Annotated in this window: 12 protein-coding genes; 5 read left to right on the top strand and 7 right to left on the bottom strand. The window is 72.3% G+C overall.

Annotated features, from left to right (window positions below):
• Nucleotides 1–171: 171 nt before the first annotated feature.
• Genes ACLF5H_RS24670 through ACLF5H_RS24680 form a run of 3 tightly spaced genes read right to left on the bottom strand, consistent with a single transcriptional unit; the run spans nucleotide 172 to nucleotide 3,698 of the window.
• Nucleotides 172–1,110 (bottom strand): N-acetylneuraminate synthase family protein, encoded by a 939-nt coding sequence (locus ACLF5H_RS24670; protein ID WP_421678207.1) that lies wholly within the window; start codon nucleotides 1,108–1,110, stop codon nucleotides 172–174.
• Between the two features lie 12 nt (nucleotides 1,111–1,122).
• The gene (locus ACLF5H_RS24675) at nucleotides 1,123–2,370 is read right to left on the bottom strand and encodes a cytidylyltransferase domain-containing protein (protein ID WP_421678208.1); all 1,248 of its coding nucleotides are present in this window, start codon (nucleotides 2,368–2,370) and stop codon (nucleotides 1,123–1,125) included.
• Nucleotides 2,371–2,387: 17 nt separating this feature from the next.
• Entirely contained in the window at nucleotides 2,388–3,698 is a 1,311-nt protein-coding gene (locus ACLF5H_RS24680) for a DUF6716 putative glycosyltransferase (protein ID WP_421678209.1), read from the bottom strand.
• A gap of 199 nt (nucleotides 3,699–3,897) precedes the next feature.
• Between ACLF5H_RS24680 and ACLF5H_RS24685 the strand changes: the two genes are divergently transcribed.
• The 3 genes from ACLF5H_RS24685 to ACLF5H_RS24695 are packed head-to-tail and all read left to right on the top strand — an operon-like array spanning nucleotide 3,898 to nucleotide 7,357.
• A complete protein-coding gene (locus ACLF5H_RS24685; RefSeq protein WP_421678210.1) occupies nucleotides 3,898–4,875 on the top strand; it encodes a glycosyltransferase family 2 protein in 978 nt (325 codons plus the stop codon).
• Nucleotides 4,872–6,206, top strand: coding sequence for a polysialyltransferase family glycosyltransferase (locus ACLF5H_RS24690; protein WP_421678211.1), 1,335 nt, complete (start codon nucleotides 4,872–4,874; stop codon nucleotides 6,204–6,206). The genes ACLF5H_RS24685 and ACLF5H_RS24690 overlap by 4 nt, the downstream gene beginning before the upstream one ends.
• 5 nt (nucleotides 6,207–6,211) lie before the next feature.
• A complete protein-coding gene (locus tag ACLF5H_RS24695; RefSeq protein ID WP_421678212.1) occupies nucleotides 6,212–7,357 on the top strand; it encodes an acyltransferase family protein in 1,146 nt (381 codons plus the stop codon).
• Here the strand turns inward: ACLF5H_RS24695 and ACLF5H_RS24700 are convergent.
• On the bottom strand, nucleotides 7,354–8,007 hold the full coding sequence (locus tag ACLF5H_RS24700) for a TetR/AcrR family transcriptional regulator C-terminal domain-containing protein (protein ID WP_421678213.1): 654 nt from the start codon (nucleotides 8,005–8,007) through the stop codon (nucleotides 7,354–7,356). The two genes, ACLF5H_RS24695 and ACLF5H_RS24700, sit on opposite strands and share 4 nt — an antisense overlap.
• Before the next feature lie 73 nt (nucleotides 8,008–8,080).
• On the opposite strand from ACLF5H_RS24700, the gene ACLF5H_RS24705 reads away from it, so the two are divergent.
• The gene (locus ACLF5H_RS24705) at nucleotides 8,081–9,484 is read left to right on the top strand and encodes an FAD-dependent monooxygenase (protein ID WP_421678214.1); all 1,404 of its coding nucleotides are present in this window, start codon (nucleotides 8,081–8,083) and stop codon (nucleotides 9,482–9,484) included.
• Nucleotides 9,485–9,518: 34 nt separating this feature from the next.
• Here ACLF5H_RS24705 and leuE read toward each other — a convergent pair whose 3' ends face one another.
• Complete coding sequence (gene leuE / locus ACLF5H_RS24710; protein ID WP_421678215.1) at nucleotides 9,519–10,172, bottom strand: leucine efflux protein LeuE; 654 nt, start codon at nucleotides 10,170–10,172, stop codon at nucleotides 9,519–9,521.
• A gap of 210 nt (nucleotides 10,173–10,382) precedes the next feature.
• Nucleotides 10,383–11,963: an acyl-CoA mutase large subunit family protein gene (locus ACLF5H_RS24715; protein WP_421678216.1), complete on the bottom strand. Its 1,581-nt coding sequence runs from the start codon at nucleotides 11,961–11,963 to the stop codon at nucleotides 10,383–10,385.
• 79 nt (nucleotides 11,964–12,042) lie between these two features.
• Between ACLF5H_RS24715 and ACLF5H_RS24720 the strand changes: the two genes are divergently transcribed.
• On the top strand, nucleotides 12,043–12,816 hold the full coding sequence (locus ACLF5H_RS24720) for a L,D-transpeptidase family protein (protein WP_421678217.1): 774 nt from the start codon (nucleotides 12,043–12,045) through the stop codon (nucleotides 12,814–12,816).
• Nucleotides 12,817–13,073: 257 nt separating this feature from the next.
• On the opposite strand, the gene ACLF5H_RS24725 is transcribed toward ACLF5H_RS24720, so the two are convergent.
• Nucleotides 13,074–13,913 (bottom strand): hypothetical protein (locus tag ACLF5H_RS24725; RefSeq protein WP_421678218.1); only part of this gene is annotated, 840 nt, incomplete at its 5' end.

Below are 13,913 nucleotides of genomic sequence, written 5' to 3' on the forward strand. Positions count from 1 at the left end.
CCGGTCCCGGATCGGGATCCGTCTCGCGCAGGCCGTGCAGATGCGCCCACTCCAGCACGTTGAGCAGCTGGACCGGGCTCTCCACGAAGGCGAGCGTGCGGGTGGGGTGGCCGGTGCGGCCGGTGCGGGGGCTCATCGGGGTGCGACCGTCCCGTCGTAAGTGACCTGGATTCACACCGTGACCGGCTCGCCGGCGGCGGCCGCGATCTCCGCCTCGGCGACGGCACCGGCGACGCGGCGCAGCTTCTTCATCGGGCCGAGCTCGGAGTCGTAGACCTTCTTGACGCCGTCACCGAGGGAGGACTCGATGGTGCGGATGTCGCGCACCAGGCGGGTGAGGCCGCCCGGCTCGACGGAGGCGGCCTGGTCGGAGCCCCACATGGCGCGGTCGAGGGTGATGTGGCGCTCGACGAAGGTGGCGCCGAGGGCGACGGCGGCCAGCGTGGTCTGCAGGCCCGTCTCGTGGCCGGAGTAGCCGATCGGGACGTTCGGGAACTCCTTCTCCAGCGTGTTGATCACGCGGAGGTTCAGCTCCTCGGCCTTGGCCGGGTAGGTCGACGTGGCGTGGCACATCAGGATGTTGTCCGAGCCGAGGACCTCGACCGCGTGGCGGATCTGCTTCGGGGTGGACATGCCGGTGGAGAGGATGACGGAGCGGCCGGTGGCGCGCAGGGCGCGCAGCAGCTCGTCGTCGGTCAGGGAGGCGCTCGCCACCTTGTGGGCGGGCACGTCGAACTTCTCCAGGAAGGCGACGGCCTCGGTGTCCCACGGGGAGGCGAACCAGTCGATGCCCTTCTCCTTGCAGTACGCGTCGATCTGGCGGTACTCGTCCTCACCGAACTCCACGCGGTGGCGGTAGTCGATGTAGGTCATCCGGCCCCAGGGGGTGTCGCGCTCGATGTCCCACTGGTCGCGCGGGGTGCAGATCTCGGGGGTGCGCTTCTGGAACTTGACGGCGTCGCAGCCGGCCTCGGCGGCGACGTCGATCAGCTTGAAGGCGTTCTCCAGCTCACCGTTGTGGTTGATGCCGATCTCGCCGCAGATGTAGACGGGACGACCGGGGCCGACCTCGCGCGAACCGAACGTACGCAGACGGGAGTTGGTGCTCATCAGGGGGGTTCCTTACTTGGGGAGGGAATCGAGAGAGGGGCCGAGGATCCAGCTGGCGATCTCTCGGATCGCGCCGTCACCGCCGGGCAGGCTGGTGACCGCGCGTGCGGCGCCGCGTACGACGTCGTGAGCGCTCGCGACCGCCACGGGCCAGCCCACGAGGGCGAAGCACGGGAGGTCGTTGACGTCGTTGCCGACGTAGAGCACGCGCTCCGGCGCGATGCCCTGCTCCTCGCACCACTGCTTGAGGGCGAGGTCCTTGCGGTCGATGCCGTGCAGCACGGGGAGCTTCAGCTTCCGCGCGCGGGCGGCGACCACAGGGTTCTGTTCCGTGGACAGGATCAGCATCTTCAGGCCGCTCCTGCGCAGCGCGGCGATGCCGAGTCCGTCCCCGCGGTGCACGGAGACGAGTTCCCGTCCTTCGGAGTCGATCAGCACCCGGTCGTCGGTCTGGGTGCCGTCGAAGTCGAGTACGACCGCGTCGATGTCGTCGGCCGTGGGGAGCGAACCGGGCCGGTCCGCGTCGAAGAGGGGGGCGAGGGCACGGGCCCGGGCGAGGTCGTGCGGGTCGTCGATCTCCAGGACCCGCGCGGGGTCGGTGCGCACGAGTTCGGTGCGGCCGAAGAAGCGGTGCAGGTGCTTGCGGAAGCCGGCCGCGTCCATGGCGTACGCGGCGCCGGTCTCCAGGAAGTCCTGGGGGCGGTCCTGGCGGCGGGGGCGGTACGACTTGTCGTGGTTCACCCCGACGCCGCCCTCGCCCTCGCCCTCGCCCGCACCGTCACCGTCGCTCTCCCGCCAGACGAAGCCGTGGAAGGGGGCCACCGTCACCGCGGTGTCCGCGCCGTCCTCGGCGACCGCGCCGGCCACGCCGTCGATGTCCTCGCGGACGATGAAGGGGCTGGTGCACTGCACGAGCAGGACGACATCGACGGCCGCGCCGTGCAGGGCCTCGTGGGCGTCCATGGCGTGCAGCACGGCGGCCTCGGAGGTGGCGGTGTCCCCGGCGATGGCGGCCGGGCGCAGCACCACCTCGGCGCCGGCCTCGCGGGCGGCGGCGGCGATGGCCTGGTCGTCGGTGGAGACCACGACATCGGTCACCAGGCGGGTGGCGCGGCACTCGCGCACCGCGCGGGCCACCAGCGGGACGCCGCCGACCGGGGCGAGGTTCTTGGCGGGCACGCCCTTGGAGCCGCCGCGGGCGGGGATCACCGCGAGCACCCGGCGCACCGTCGCGCCCTGGCTCGCTTCCGGGTGGGACATCCGATCTCCTTGAGAGGTCACAGCTCCCCCATCCGCCGGATCACCGGGGCGACCCGCTGGACGCCGTGCCGGTAGGCGCCGCGCGCGGCCCGGCGCACGATCTGGCGCACGGGTCCGGGCGCCCTGTCGGCGGTGGGCGCCCCGGGCAGCGGGGCGCCGTCGGGGCCGAGGTGGTGGCGGGCGAGGATGCCGGGCAGATAGCCGGGCGCGGTCTCGGGGGTGTAGTAGGGGGTCAGGGGCGGCAGGGCGCCGGCGCGGTCGAGCAGCGTGGCGATGCGCTCGCGGGCCGCGTCGAAGGCGGTCTCGTACGAGCCGTCGGCCGCCACCCCCTGCCGGGCCACCCACTTCTCGTCGGGGGCGGGCCGGTGTCCGGCGTCGAGCTGGTCCCAGGAGGCGAGGCAGCCGGAGCCGGTGAAGTGGTGGTTGCCGAGCGCCTCGCGCACCCCGAGGTCGGTCAGCACGACCGTGGGGACCCGGCGGTGCAGGGCCTCAAGGGCGGCCGTGGAGCTGACCGTGACCAGCAGGTCGGTGCGGTCGAGGACCTCGCCCATGTGGCCGTACACCAGACGGAAGTTGCCGGGCACGTCCTTGCCCTGGACCAGCTTCTGGTAGGGCAACTCCTCGATGTGAGTGGTGTGTTCGCCGGGCTTGGAGCGCAGCTTGAGGAGCACCTCCCGCTCGGGGTGCGTGCGGGCGTGCCGGATGAGGCGGTCGAGGAGGTAGGTGCGGTCGCGGCGGTTGTCCGGGACGGACGGCTGGGCCGCGAACACCACGGTGTAGGGCTCGTGTTCACCGGAGTAGGGCGCCCCGCCGAGGAAGGGCAGCGCGACCTCGGTGACCGAGGAGGCGTCCGCGCCCACCCCCTCGTACACGGCGCGGAACCGGTCCGCGTCGTGGCGGGAGTTGGCGAGGACCAGGTCGGCGCCGTGCCGCAGCAGCAGGCCGTCGGCGAGCTTCTCGTAGACGACACCGACGTAGCCGGTGACGACGACGGGCCGGGGGCCGGTGCCCCACGCGTCGCGCAGGCCGTGCAGCATGGCCTGCACTCCGCCGCCGACGAGCGCCAACACCAGGATGTCGTACGGCTCTTGGCTCATCGCGTGCAGGAACTCGACGCCGGTGACCTCGCTGAGGGAGTCGGCGCGGACGCCGACCTCCTGGAGCTGGCGGGCGGTCGGGGTGGCTCGTCCGCGCAGGAGGTAGCCGTCGAGCCGGACCTCGGCAGCCGTCGGAGTGAGTCGCTGCGCGGTGAGCGCGCCCCACTTCCACCGGGTGTCGGAGTCCGCGAGGACGGCGACCCGCAGGGACTTCGTTGCACTTGCTGGCACGTCCAAGACGCTAGGAAGCGATTCCGCCGTTCCGCCCAACCCGAATGCAACAAACGGTTAACAGCACATCGCCGAATGACGAATCGGCTCGTGGCGGGCACCAAAAAAGGCCCGGTTCACAGCTTCGCCACGTGCCATTCACCCAGTATCAAGCAAGGCGTCAAGACGAATGACGGGCATCCCCCCTAACGTCCCTGACGTGGTCAAGCTCTCCGTCATCGTGCCGTTCTACAACGTGCAGCAATACGCACCCGACACGCTCAGGAGCCTGAAGGCGAACGCGCGTGACGACTTCGAATTCATTCTCGTCGACGACTGTTCCCGCGACGGGACACCCGAGATTCTCGCGCGCGCGGAGCGCGAGCTGCCCGGAGCGGTCCTCGTCCGGCACGAGCAGAACGGAGGTCTGGCGACCGCGCGCAACACCGGTATCGACCGGGCGCGCGGCGAGTACCTGACGTTCCTGGACGGCGACGACTGGCTCGCCCCGGGTTACTTCTCCCAACTGGTCGGCGCCATAGAGGAGTTGGGTGTCGACTTCATCCGCACCGACCATGTGCAGTGCACCGCGCGGGCCCGTCAGGTGCAGCGGGTGCCGGTCGGCCGGCGCGGCCAGGTGCTCAGCCCCCGGGAGGCGATCCTGCCCGCGGACCGCTCCACCTCGGTGGACTACGCGTTCGCCTGGGCGGGCGCCTACCACCGCAGGCTGGTCGACCAGGGCCTGCTGCACTTCACCGACGGGCTGCGCACGGCCGAGGACCGGCCGTGGATCTGGAAGCTGCACCGGGAGGCGGAATCCTTCGCCGCGGTGAGCCTGCTCGGCGTGTTCTACCGGCGCGGGGTCGCCTCCTCGCTCACCCAGATCGGCGATGTGCGTCAGCTCGATTTCATTCGGGCATTCGATCAGGTGATCGCGGAAACCGCGAAGGACCGGGACGCGGACGCGCTGCTGCCGAAGGCGGTCCGTACATATTGCGCCATCATTTCCCATCATCTGGGATCCATCGAAAGGTTCGAGCCAGCGGTGGCGAAGAAACTGAAATCCCTGAGTGCCGCCGCGCTGCGCCGCATGCCGCAGGACGTGCTGGACGACGCGCTGGACTCCATGGACCTCCAGCGCGCCACCAAGCTGCGCCGGCTGCGCCGCCGCCCCGCCGCCGCGGGGGCCGCCGCGTGACCACCCAGATCTTCCAGGCGTCGACGCTGTACGGCATCGCCACCCTGGCCGCCGCCCTGGACTCCGGCTGCTTCGACTCCGCCGACCGGCGGATCCTGCTGGTCTGCAACAACGCGGCGACGCCCGAGACGACGCCGGGTCCGGACGAGATGCCCGGGTTCGAGCGGCTGCGCGACCGGTTCGACGAGGTGATCTCGTACAACGAGACGATCTTCCCCTTCCACCCGGGCGGCTGGGCCCCCCGGGTGGGCGACATGCCGCTGTGGGAACGCTTCCTGCGGCACGAGTGGCGACTGGGCACCGAGGACGTCGAGTTGGTCGTGGAGTCGATCCAGGTCAACCCGGCGCTCGCGCTCGGGCAGATCTTCAACGGCGCGCCGGTCACGGTCTACGCCGACGGCCTGATGTCGTACGGCCCGACGCGCAACAAGATCGACCCGCTGGTCGGCACCCGCGTCGACCGGGTGCTCCACCTGGACCTGGTGCCCGGCCTCGCGCCGCTGCTGCTGACCGAGTTCGGGGTGCCCGGCGAGCTGGTGCCGACCTCCGCCTTCACCAAGGTGCTCGCGGAACTCGCCCCGGTCGCCGAGGAGTTGCCGGACATCGAGGAGCCCGCGCTGCTGCTCGGGCAGTACCTGTCGGCGCTGGACATCCTCACCGCCGAGCAGGAGGAGCACCTGCATGTGCGGATGCTGAAGGGCGCGGCCGAACTGGGCCACACCAAGGCCGTGTTCAAGCCGCACCCCACCGCCCCGGCCCGCTACACCCGCTCGCTGGAGCAGGAGGCGGAGCGGCTCGGCGTGGAGCTGACCGTCGTGGACACGCCGGTGCTCGCCGAGGTGCTCTACCAGCGGATGCGTCCGGCGCTGGTCGTGGGCTGCTTCTCCACGGCCCTGCTGACGGCCTCCGCGCTCTACGGCCTGCCGGTCGCCCGGGTCGGCACGGAGCTGCTGCTGGAACGGCTCGCGCCGTACGAGAACAGCAACCGGATCCCGGTCACCGTGGTGGACGCGCTGCTGCCCGATCTGGCGGACGGGACCGCGGTCACCGAGCGGCGGCCGGGCATGGACGTGGAGCGGCTGGGCGCGCTGGTGCGGGCGGTGGGCTTCGCGATGCAGCCGAAGATCCTGCCCGGGCTGCGCACGGAGGCCGAGGCCTGGCTCACGGCGAACTTCGGCCCGCGGACGTCCCGTTACTTCAAGCGCCGACGCCTGACGTCGCTGGCGCTGCCCGGCGGGATCCCCGCGCAGCTGGCGTTCATCCCGCGCAACGCGACCGTGCGCAGGGTGGCGAAGAAGGCGCGCAGCCTGCGCAGGACGGTACGGGGCTGAGCGCCATGACCACGACGCCTTCCGCCGCCCTCGACGATGTCCCGATACCCACCCCGGAGGGGACCGCCGCGCCCGCGCCCGCCGACCGCCGCAGCCGTCTTCTCGCCCTCGACGGGCTGCGGCTGGTGGCCGCGCTGATGGTCTGCCTCTACCACTACACCGGGCGCGGCGGCACGATCTCCGAGTCCTGGCACCAGAGCCCGTCCATCGTCTTCCCGACCCTGTCCCGGGCGGCCGTCTACGGCTGTTTCGGCGTGCAGCTGTTCTTCGTGATCAGCGGCTTCGTGATCTGCATGAGCAGCTGGGGCCGCACCCTCGGGGACTTCTTCCGCTCCCGGGTGTCCCGGCTCTACCCCGCCTACTGGGTGGCGCTGGTCCTGGTCACCGCGGCGTCCCTCGTGCTGCCCGCCGTCATCGCGCCGGTCCGGCTGGACGAGTTCCTGGTCAATCTGACGATGCTCCAGCAGCCGATGGGCGCGACCCGGGTGCTCGGGGTGTGCTGGACGCTGTGGGCCGAGGTCCGCTTCTACGCGCTGTTCGCGCTGTTCGTCGTGGTGCGGGGGGTGACCTACCGCCGGGTGGTGCTCTTCTGCTCCGTGTGGGTCCTGGCGCTGGTGCTCTGCCGCACGACCGGCAACGCGCTGACCGACCAGGTCCTCATGCCCGAGTACGCGCCGTTCTTCATCGGCGGTCTCGCGCTCTATCTGATCCACCGCTTCGGCAGCGACCTGCTGCTGTGGGGCATCGTCGCGGTGGCCCTGCTGCTCGGCCAGAGCGAGGCCACGCGGGGCCTGTGGCACCGCACCGGCCACTCCGATCTGCACCGCGACCCCTACGTGGTCGTCCTGATCGTCACCCTCTCCTTCGCCGTCGTCGCCGCGGTCGCCCTGGGCTGGACCCGCTGGGCCTCCTGGCGCTGGCTGACCACGGCCGGGGCGCTCACCTACCCCTTCTACCTGGTCCACGAACACCTGGGCTGGTTCGTGATCCGCGTCCTGCACCGCTTCCTCGGCCTGCCCTCGGCGGCGACCCTCGGGGCGACCGTCCTGACCATGCTGACCCTGGCCTGGCTCATCCACCGCTTCGTGGAGAAACCGTTCGGCCCGCGGCTCAGGCGGGCGCTGAAGACGCGGAACCTCTCCGGCGCCTAGGGCGCGACCCCGTACCGCGCCCCGATCCCCGCGATCACGACCGCCAGTCCTTCCTCGAACTGGCGGTCGTAGTCGTGGAAGAGGTGTTCACCGGCGGCTGCCGCGAGGGGGTGGTCGGACAGGAGACGGGCGCGGTCGGCGATGTCGGTGCGGACCTTCTCCTCACCCGGGAGCAGGCGCATGCCCTGCTCCTCGGTGACGAAGCCGATGGTGTAGGCGTGGACCGTGCGGCCCGCGTCGACGGCCTGGGCGAGGGTCAGCCCGGCGTCCGTCAGCAGGCGGAGGTTCTCCTCCAGGGCGGGGGCGTGATCGGTGCCGGTGAAGAGTGAGCCGCTGAAGACCCTGGCGCCGTCGCGGTAGCCGAGCAGCGCGGCGCGCAGGCCGCGATTGATCTTCAGCAGGCGTTCGGGCCAGGTGTCGGCGGGGTCGAGCGGGGTGCCGGCCACCATCCGCCGGAACATCTGCGTCGCCATCTCGTCCAGCAGCGCCTGCTTGTCCTTGAAGTGCCAGTACAGGGCGGGCGCCTTGACGTCCAGCTCCTTCGCGATGGCACGCAGGGTCAGCCCGTCGAGGCCGACCTCGTTCAGCAGCCGCAGCGCCGTGTCGGCGACCCGGGCACGGTCCAGTGGCGATCGTCGTTCCGTACTCACACTTGACAGCTTAACAACGTTAAGGGCACCCTCGTGTCCGATGGCACTTAACAGCGTTAAGGAGAGAGGGAGCATGGATACGACGGACGTCCTGATCGTGGGCGCGGGTCCCACCGGACTCGCCCTCGGCATCGACCTCGCACGGCGCGGGGTCGCCGCCCAGCTCGTGGAGCGCGCCGACGCCCTGTTCCCGGGCTCGCGCGGCAAGGGGATCCAGCCCCGCACCCAGGAGGTCTTCGACGACCTGGGTGTCATCGACGCGGTCCTCGCGTCGAGCGGCCCCTACCCGGACCGGATGATGTGGCGGGACGGCGAACGGGTCGGCGAGGAGTCGATGTTCGAGCGGTTCGAGCCGGACGCGGGCACGCCGTACTCCGCGCCCCGGATGATCCCGCAGTGGCGCACCCAGGAGATCCTGTACGCCCGGCTCACCGAGCTGGGCGGCAAGGTCGCCTTCGGCCGCGAGGTCACGGGCCTGACCCAGGACGCGGACGGCGTGGACGTGGCCTTCGCCGACGGTACGACGGTCCGCGCGCGCTACGTGGTGGGCGCCGACGGCGGACGCTCGGCGATCCGGCGGGCCCTCGGCGTCGGCATGACCGGCGAGACCGTCGACCCGTCGCCGTTCGTGGTCGCGGACCTGCGGCTGCGCGGCCTCGACCGGGTGTACTGGCACGCCTTCCCGGCGCCGGACGGCAGCGCCCTCGGCCTGTGCCCGCTGGCCGGCACCGAGGAGTTCCAGCTGGCCGCGCGGCTGCCGGAGGGCGCGGCGCCGGACGTGAGCCCGGACGGCGTGCGCGAGCTGGTCGCCCGGTACACCCATCTCGCCGCCGAGGACGTGACCGAGGTGCGCTGGGCCTCGGAGTTCCGGCCCCGGGCGGCGCTCGCGGACCGGTTCCGGGTGGGCCGGGTGTTCCTCGCGGGCGACGCCGCGCATGTGCACTCACCGGCCGGCGGACAGGGCCTGAACACCAGCGTCCAGGACGCCTACAACCTCGGCTGGAAGCTGGAAGCGGTCCTGAGGGGCGCCCCCGAGTCCCTGCTGGAGACGTACGAGGAGGAGCGGCGGGCGAACGCCGCTGCCATGCTGGAGCTGTCCACCGGCGTGCACCGCGGCGAGGTCCAGCGGGGCCGGGCCACCGTCCAACTCGGCGTCGGCTACCGGGAGTCGTCGCTCAGCACCGAGACCCGGACCGACCCGGGACCGGTGCGCGCGGGCGACCGCGCGCCCGACGCCGAGGTGCCCGGTGACGCCGAGGTGTCCGGCGGACGCCTCTTCGACCTCTTCCGGGGCCCGCACTGGACCCTGCTGGGCGCGACCGCTCCCCCGCGCGCGGGCGTACGGACCCTGCCGTCCGCCCCCGAGTCCTACGGCCCCGGCGTCTTCCTGATCCGCCCCGACGGCTACGTCGGCTGGGCGGGCGCGACGGCGACGGCGGACCTGGCGGCCTACCTCGACGGCGTCGGCGTCCGCTGAACCCCGCCGCCCCCGCCGCGCCCCGGAGGCCGGACTACGAGGCCAGCGACAGCTTCACCGCGAACCCGAGGAAGAGCGCACCGGCCGCCGAAGTGGCCGTCGCGGACAGGCGCTTGCGGCGCCGGAAGGCCGTGGCGAGGCGGGTGCCGCCGAATATCAGGGCGCTCAGGTAGAGCGCGCTGGCTATCTGGGCGAAGGCACCGAGGACCATGAAGGACAGGGCCGGGTAGGCATAGCTCGAGTCCACGAACTGCACGAAGAAGGCGACGAAAAACAGGATCGCCTTCGGGTTGAAGAGGCTGACGACGAGGGCACGCCGGTAGGGGCGCTCCTCGGCCGCGCCGGCCACCTCCGCGGCCGTCTCCGCGGCCGCCTGCTCCCGCCGGGTCCGCCACAGCTGCCGGGCGGAACGCATCATGCCGATCGCCAGCCAGGTCAGATAGCCGGCACCGGCGTACCGCACGATCCCGAACAGCAGCGCGTTGGCCTGGAGCAGCGAGGCGACCCCGGCAGCCGACAGGGTCATGAGCACGGTGTCCCCGCAGAACACCCCGGCGGCCGCGGTGTACCCGGCGCGCACCCCTCGACGGGCGGCGACGGACAGGACGTAGAGCGAGTTGGGCCCGGGGAGCAGCACGATCAGGGCCACACCCGCGAGATACGTGGGGAGATGGATGACACCGAACATGGAAAGGAGTGTCGCACGGGGGTACGACAACGGGTCCGGGCCGGGGCGGAAAGCCCGGATGGACAGCCGCCCGACGGGCACCCGGCCGACCCGGCGGAGGACCCGGCCGACCCGATGGGGGACCCGGCCGACCCGGCGGGGGACCCGGCCGACCCGGCGGGGGACCCGGCCGACCCGATGGGGGACCCGGCCGACCCGGGGGACGCCCGCTCAGAAGGCGTCGGCCGGCACATACCTCCCCCACACCTCCCGCAACGCCCCGCACACCTCGCCCACCGTGGCCCGCGCCCGCAGCGCCTCCTTCATGGGGTACAGGACGTTGTCCTCGCCCCCGGCGGCCTTCCTCAGCGCGGTCAGGGCCGCGTCGACCGCGCCCTGGTCGCGTCCGGCGCGCAGCGCGGCGAGGCGCTCGCACTGGCGGGCCTCGATGGCCGGGTCCACGCGCAGCGGCTGGTACGGCTCCTCCTCGTCCAGCCGGAAGCGGTTGACGCCGACGACCACCCGCTCCCCGGAGTCGGTCTCCTGGGCGATGCGGTAGGCGTTGCGCTCGATCTCGGCCTTCTGGAAGCCCTGTTCGATCGCCGCCTCCGCGCCGCCCAGCCCCTCGACCCGGTCCATCAGCTCGACGGCCGCCGCCTCGACGTCGTCGGTCATCCGCTCCACCGCGTAGGACCCGGCGAAGGGGTCCACGGTCGCGGTCACGTCCGTCTCGTACGCCAGCACCTGCTGGGTGCGCAGGGCGAGCCGCGCGGAGGTGGCGGTGGGCAGCGCGATCGCCTCGTCGAAGGAGTTGGTGTGCAGGGACTGGGTGCCGCCGAGGACCGCGCCGAGGGCCTGGACGGCGACCCGGACCAGGTTCACCTGCGGCTGCTGCGCGGTGAGCTGGACCCCGGCGGTCTGGGTGTGGAAGCGCAGCATCAGCGACTTGGGGTTCTTCGCGCCGAACTCCTCCCGCATCACCCGCGCCCAGATCCGGCGCGCGGCACGGAACTTGGCGACCTCCTCCAGGAACGTCGTACGGGCCACGAAGAAGAAGGACAGGCGCGGCGCGAAGTCGTCCACGTCCATCCCGGCCGCGACCGCCGTGCGCACGTACTCGATGCCGTCGGCGAGGGTGAAGGCGATCTCCTGCACGGGCGAGGCGCCCGCCTCGGCCATGTGGTAGCCGGAGATCGAGATCGTGTTCCACCGGGGGATCTCGGCGGTGCAGTACCGGAAGATGTCCGCCGTCAGCCGCAGCGAGGGCTTCGGCGGGAAGATGTACGTGCCGCGGGCGATGTACTCCTTGAGCACGTCGTTCTGGATCGTGCCGGTCAGCCGGCCGGCCGGGACGCCCTGTTCCTCCGCCACCAGTTGGTACAGGAGCAGGAGGAGGGCGGCCGGTGCGTTGATCGTCATGGACGTGGAGACCTGGTCCAGCGGGATGCCGTCGAACAGCACCCGCATGTCCTCGATCGAGTCGATGGCCACGCCGACCTTGCCGACCTCGCCGTGCGCGAGGGGCGCGTCGGAGTCGTGGCCCATCTGGGTGGGCAGGTCGAAGGCGACGGACAGACCGGTCGTGCCGTGGGCGATCAGCTCCCGGTAGCGGGCGTTGGACTCCGCCGCCGTGCCGAAACCGGCGTACTGGCGCATCGTCCAGGGGCGGCCGGTGTACATGCTCGGGTAGACCCCGCGGGTGAAGGGGTACGACCCCGGTTCCCCGAGCCGGGCGGCCGGGTCCCAGCCGGTCAGCGCGTTTGGCCCGTAGACCGGCTCGATCGGCAGGCCCGACTCCGACTCACGCGCCATGGGTGCCTCCGCAGGACGTTCCGTACCTCCTCACCATGCCTCGTCGTTCGACGGGGGTCACGTGGGGAAGCATCCAGGGATGAGGACCAGGGGCAGGACCCGCGCCGCGCTCGGCGTTCTCGCCGCCCTCGTCGCGCTCTGCGGCTGCACCGTGCAGCCGCTGGGCGCGGACGGCCGCCCGCTGGGCGGGGGCCCGGTGACCGTGGGGAACACGGGGGTGCCGTTGCGGCCGGGCGACACCGGATCGGGCGTACGGGAACTCCAGGCGCGGCTGCGGCAGCTGGACTGGCTGTTCGACGGGCCCACGGGTTCGTACGACGATCTCACCGAGCGGGCCGTACGGGGCTTCCAGGGCAAGCGCGGGCTGCCGGTCACCGGTGTCACGGACGCCGTGACCTGGCGGCGGCTGGTGGCGATGACCCGGCCGCCGGGCAGGTGGGAGCTGTATCTGATGGGCGGCCAGCCCGCCGCCGCGCCCGATCCGCGCTGTCTGACCGGGCGGGCGCTGTGCATCAGCGAGACCAGCCGGACGCTGCGCTGGATGGTCGACGGGCGGACTCTCTCCGAGATGGCCGTGCGCTTCGGCACCCTGCGCAGCCCGACCCGCGAGGGCGCCTTCCACGTGTACTGGAAGTCCCGCCACCATGTGTCGACCCTGTACGACTCGCCGATGCCGTACGCGATGTTCTTCAGCGGCGGTGAGGCGGTGCACTACTCGTACGACTTCGCCGCGCGCGGCTACGCCGGGGGTTCGCACGGGTGCGTGAACGTACGGGACGAGGGGGCGATCGCCCAGGTGTTCGCCGAGGTGCGGGTGGGCGACAAGGTCGTCGTGTACCGGCGAGGCCGATGACTCCGGCGGCGGCCGGAGGGGCCGGGGGCCGGGCGGCTGAGTTATGGGGCGCGGGCGGGACCGGGGGAACATGTCCCGCCCGCGCCAGGTGCACGAGCCGTGGGTACGGGGGGAACCCCGGCTCAGTGCTACGGCCGATGACCAGTCGGCTCACTCAGTACTGCGTCGAGGGATTCAAAAGTGTCACACCCTGCGCGGAAAAACTTTTGCGACGTCTGAAAGTGCCAGGTCAGAGGGGTGTGGGCGATCAGAATTGATCAGCGGGCGGGGGCGGGCACCGACCTGCCGTGGCCGCGCGGGGGGTGCGACGGGGTGTGCGACGGGGTGTGCCTGGGGGCGTGCGTCGGTGCGGGTGCCGGTGCGGCGGGGCCGCGACGCCGGATGCGCACCTTGCCGAAGGTGTCGCCGCTGCCGGTGCCGTGGCCCTTTCCGGGGCCCTTTCCCTTGCCGTGGCCCTTGCCGGGGTGGCTTTCGTCGTCGCCCTTGCCGTCGCCGCCGGCCTGGCCGTTGCCGCCCTGGCCGGAGCCCCTGCCCCTGCCCTGGCCCTGGTCCGAGCCCTGGCTGCCGTAGTCACGGCCCTCGCGGCCCTTGCCCTGGGCGGGGTTGCCGACGAAGTGGTCGCCCGCGGCCAGCACCAGCTTGCAGTACTGGGCGAGCCGGGCGGAGCCGCCCGCGAGGTTCTCCAGGGCGCGTCGGCGGTCGGCGTTCAGTCCGGTGCCGGAGCGCAGGTCGCGGCAGGCGGTGAGCGCTCCGTTCCAGCGGCCGCCGCCCGGGGAGGCGGAGGTGCCGGGGCGAGCGCTCGTACCCGTATGGCCGTCCGTCGCACCGGTGTGCTCGGAGTCGTCGCCCGGTCCCGGATCCGCGCCGCCCCCGGGGACCTGGAGGCCGCCGGACGCCTGCGGGGTGGCCGAGGCGTGCGGGCGGGCGGAGTTGTCCGCGGTGGCGGTGACGGCGGGGCCCGGCTTCTCCACGTCGAACGGCGTGGGCAGCACTCCGCCGGCGGCCATGGCGACCCCGCCGAGGGTCCCGGCGGCCACCACCGCGGCCAGCGCGAGCCGCACCGGACGGCCCCAGCGGGGGCGGCGGGCGACGGAGAT

The organism is Streptomyces sp. LaBMicrA B280 (assembly GCF_049222185.1).
Lineage (GTDB): Bacteria > Actinomycetota > Actinomycetes > Streptomycetales > Streptomycetaceae > Streptomyces > Streptomyces murinus.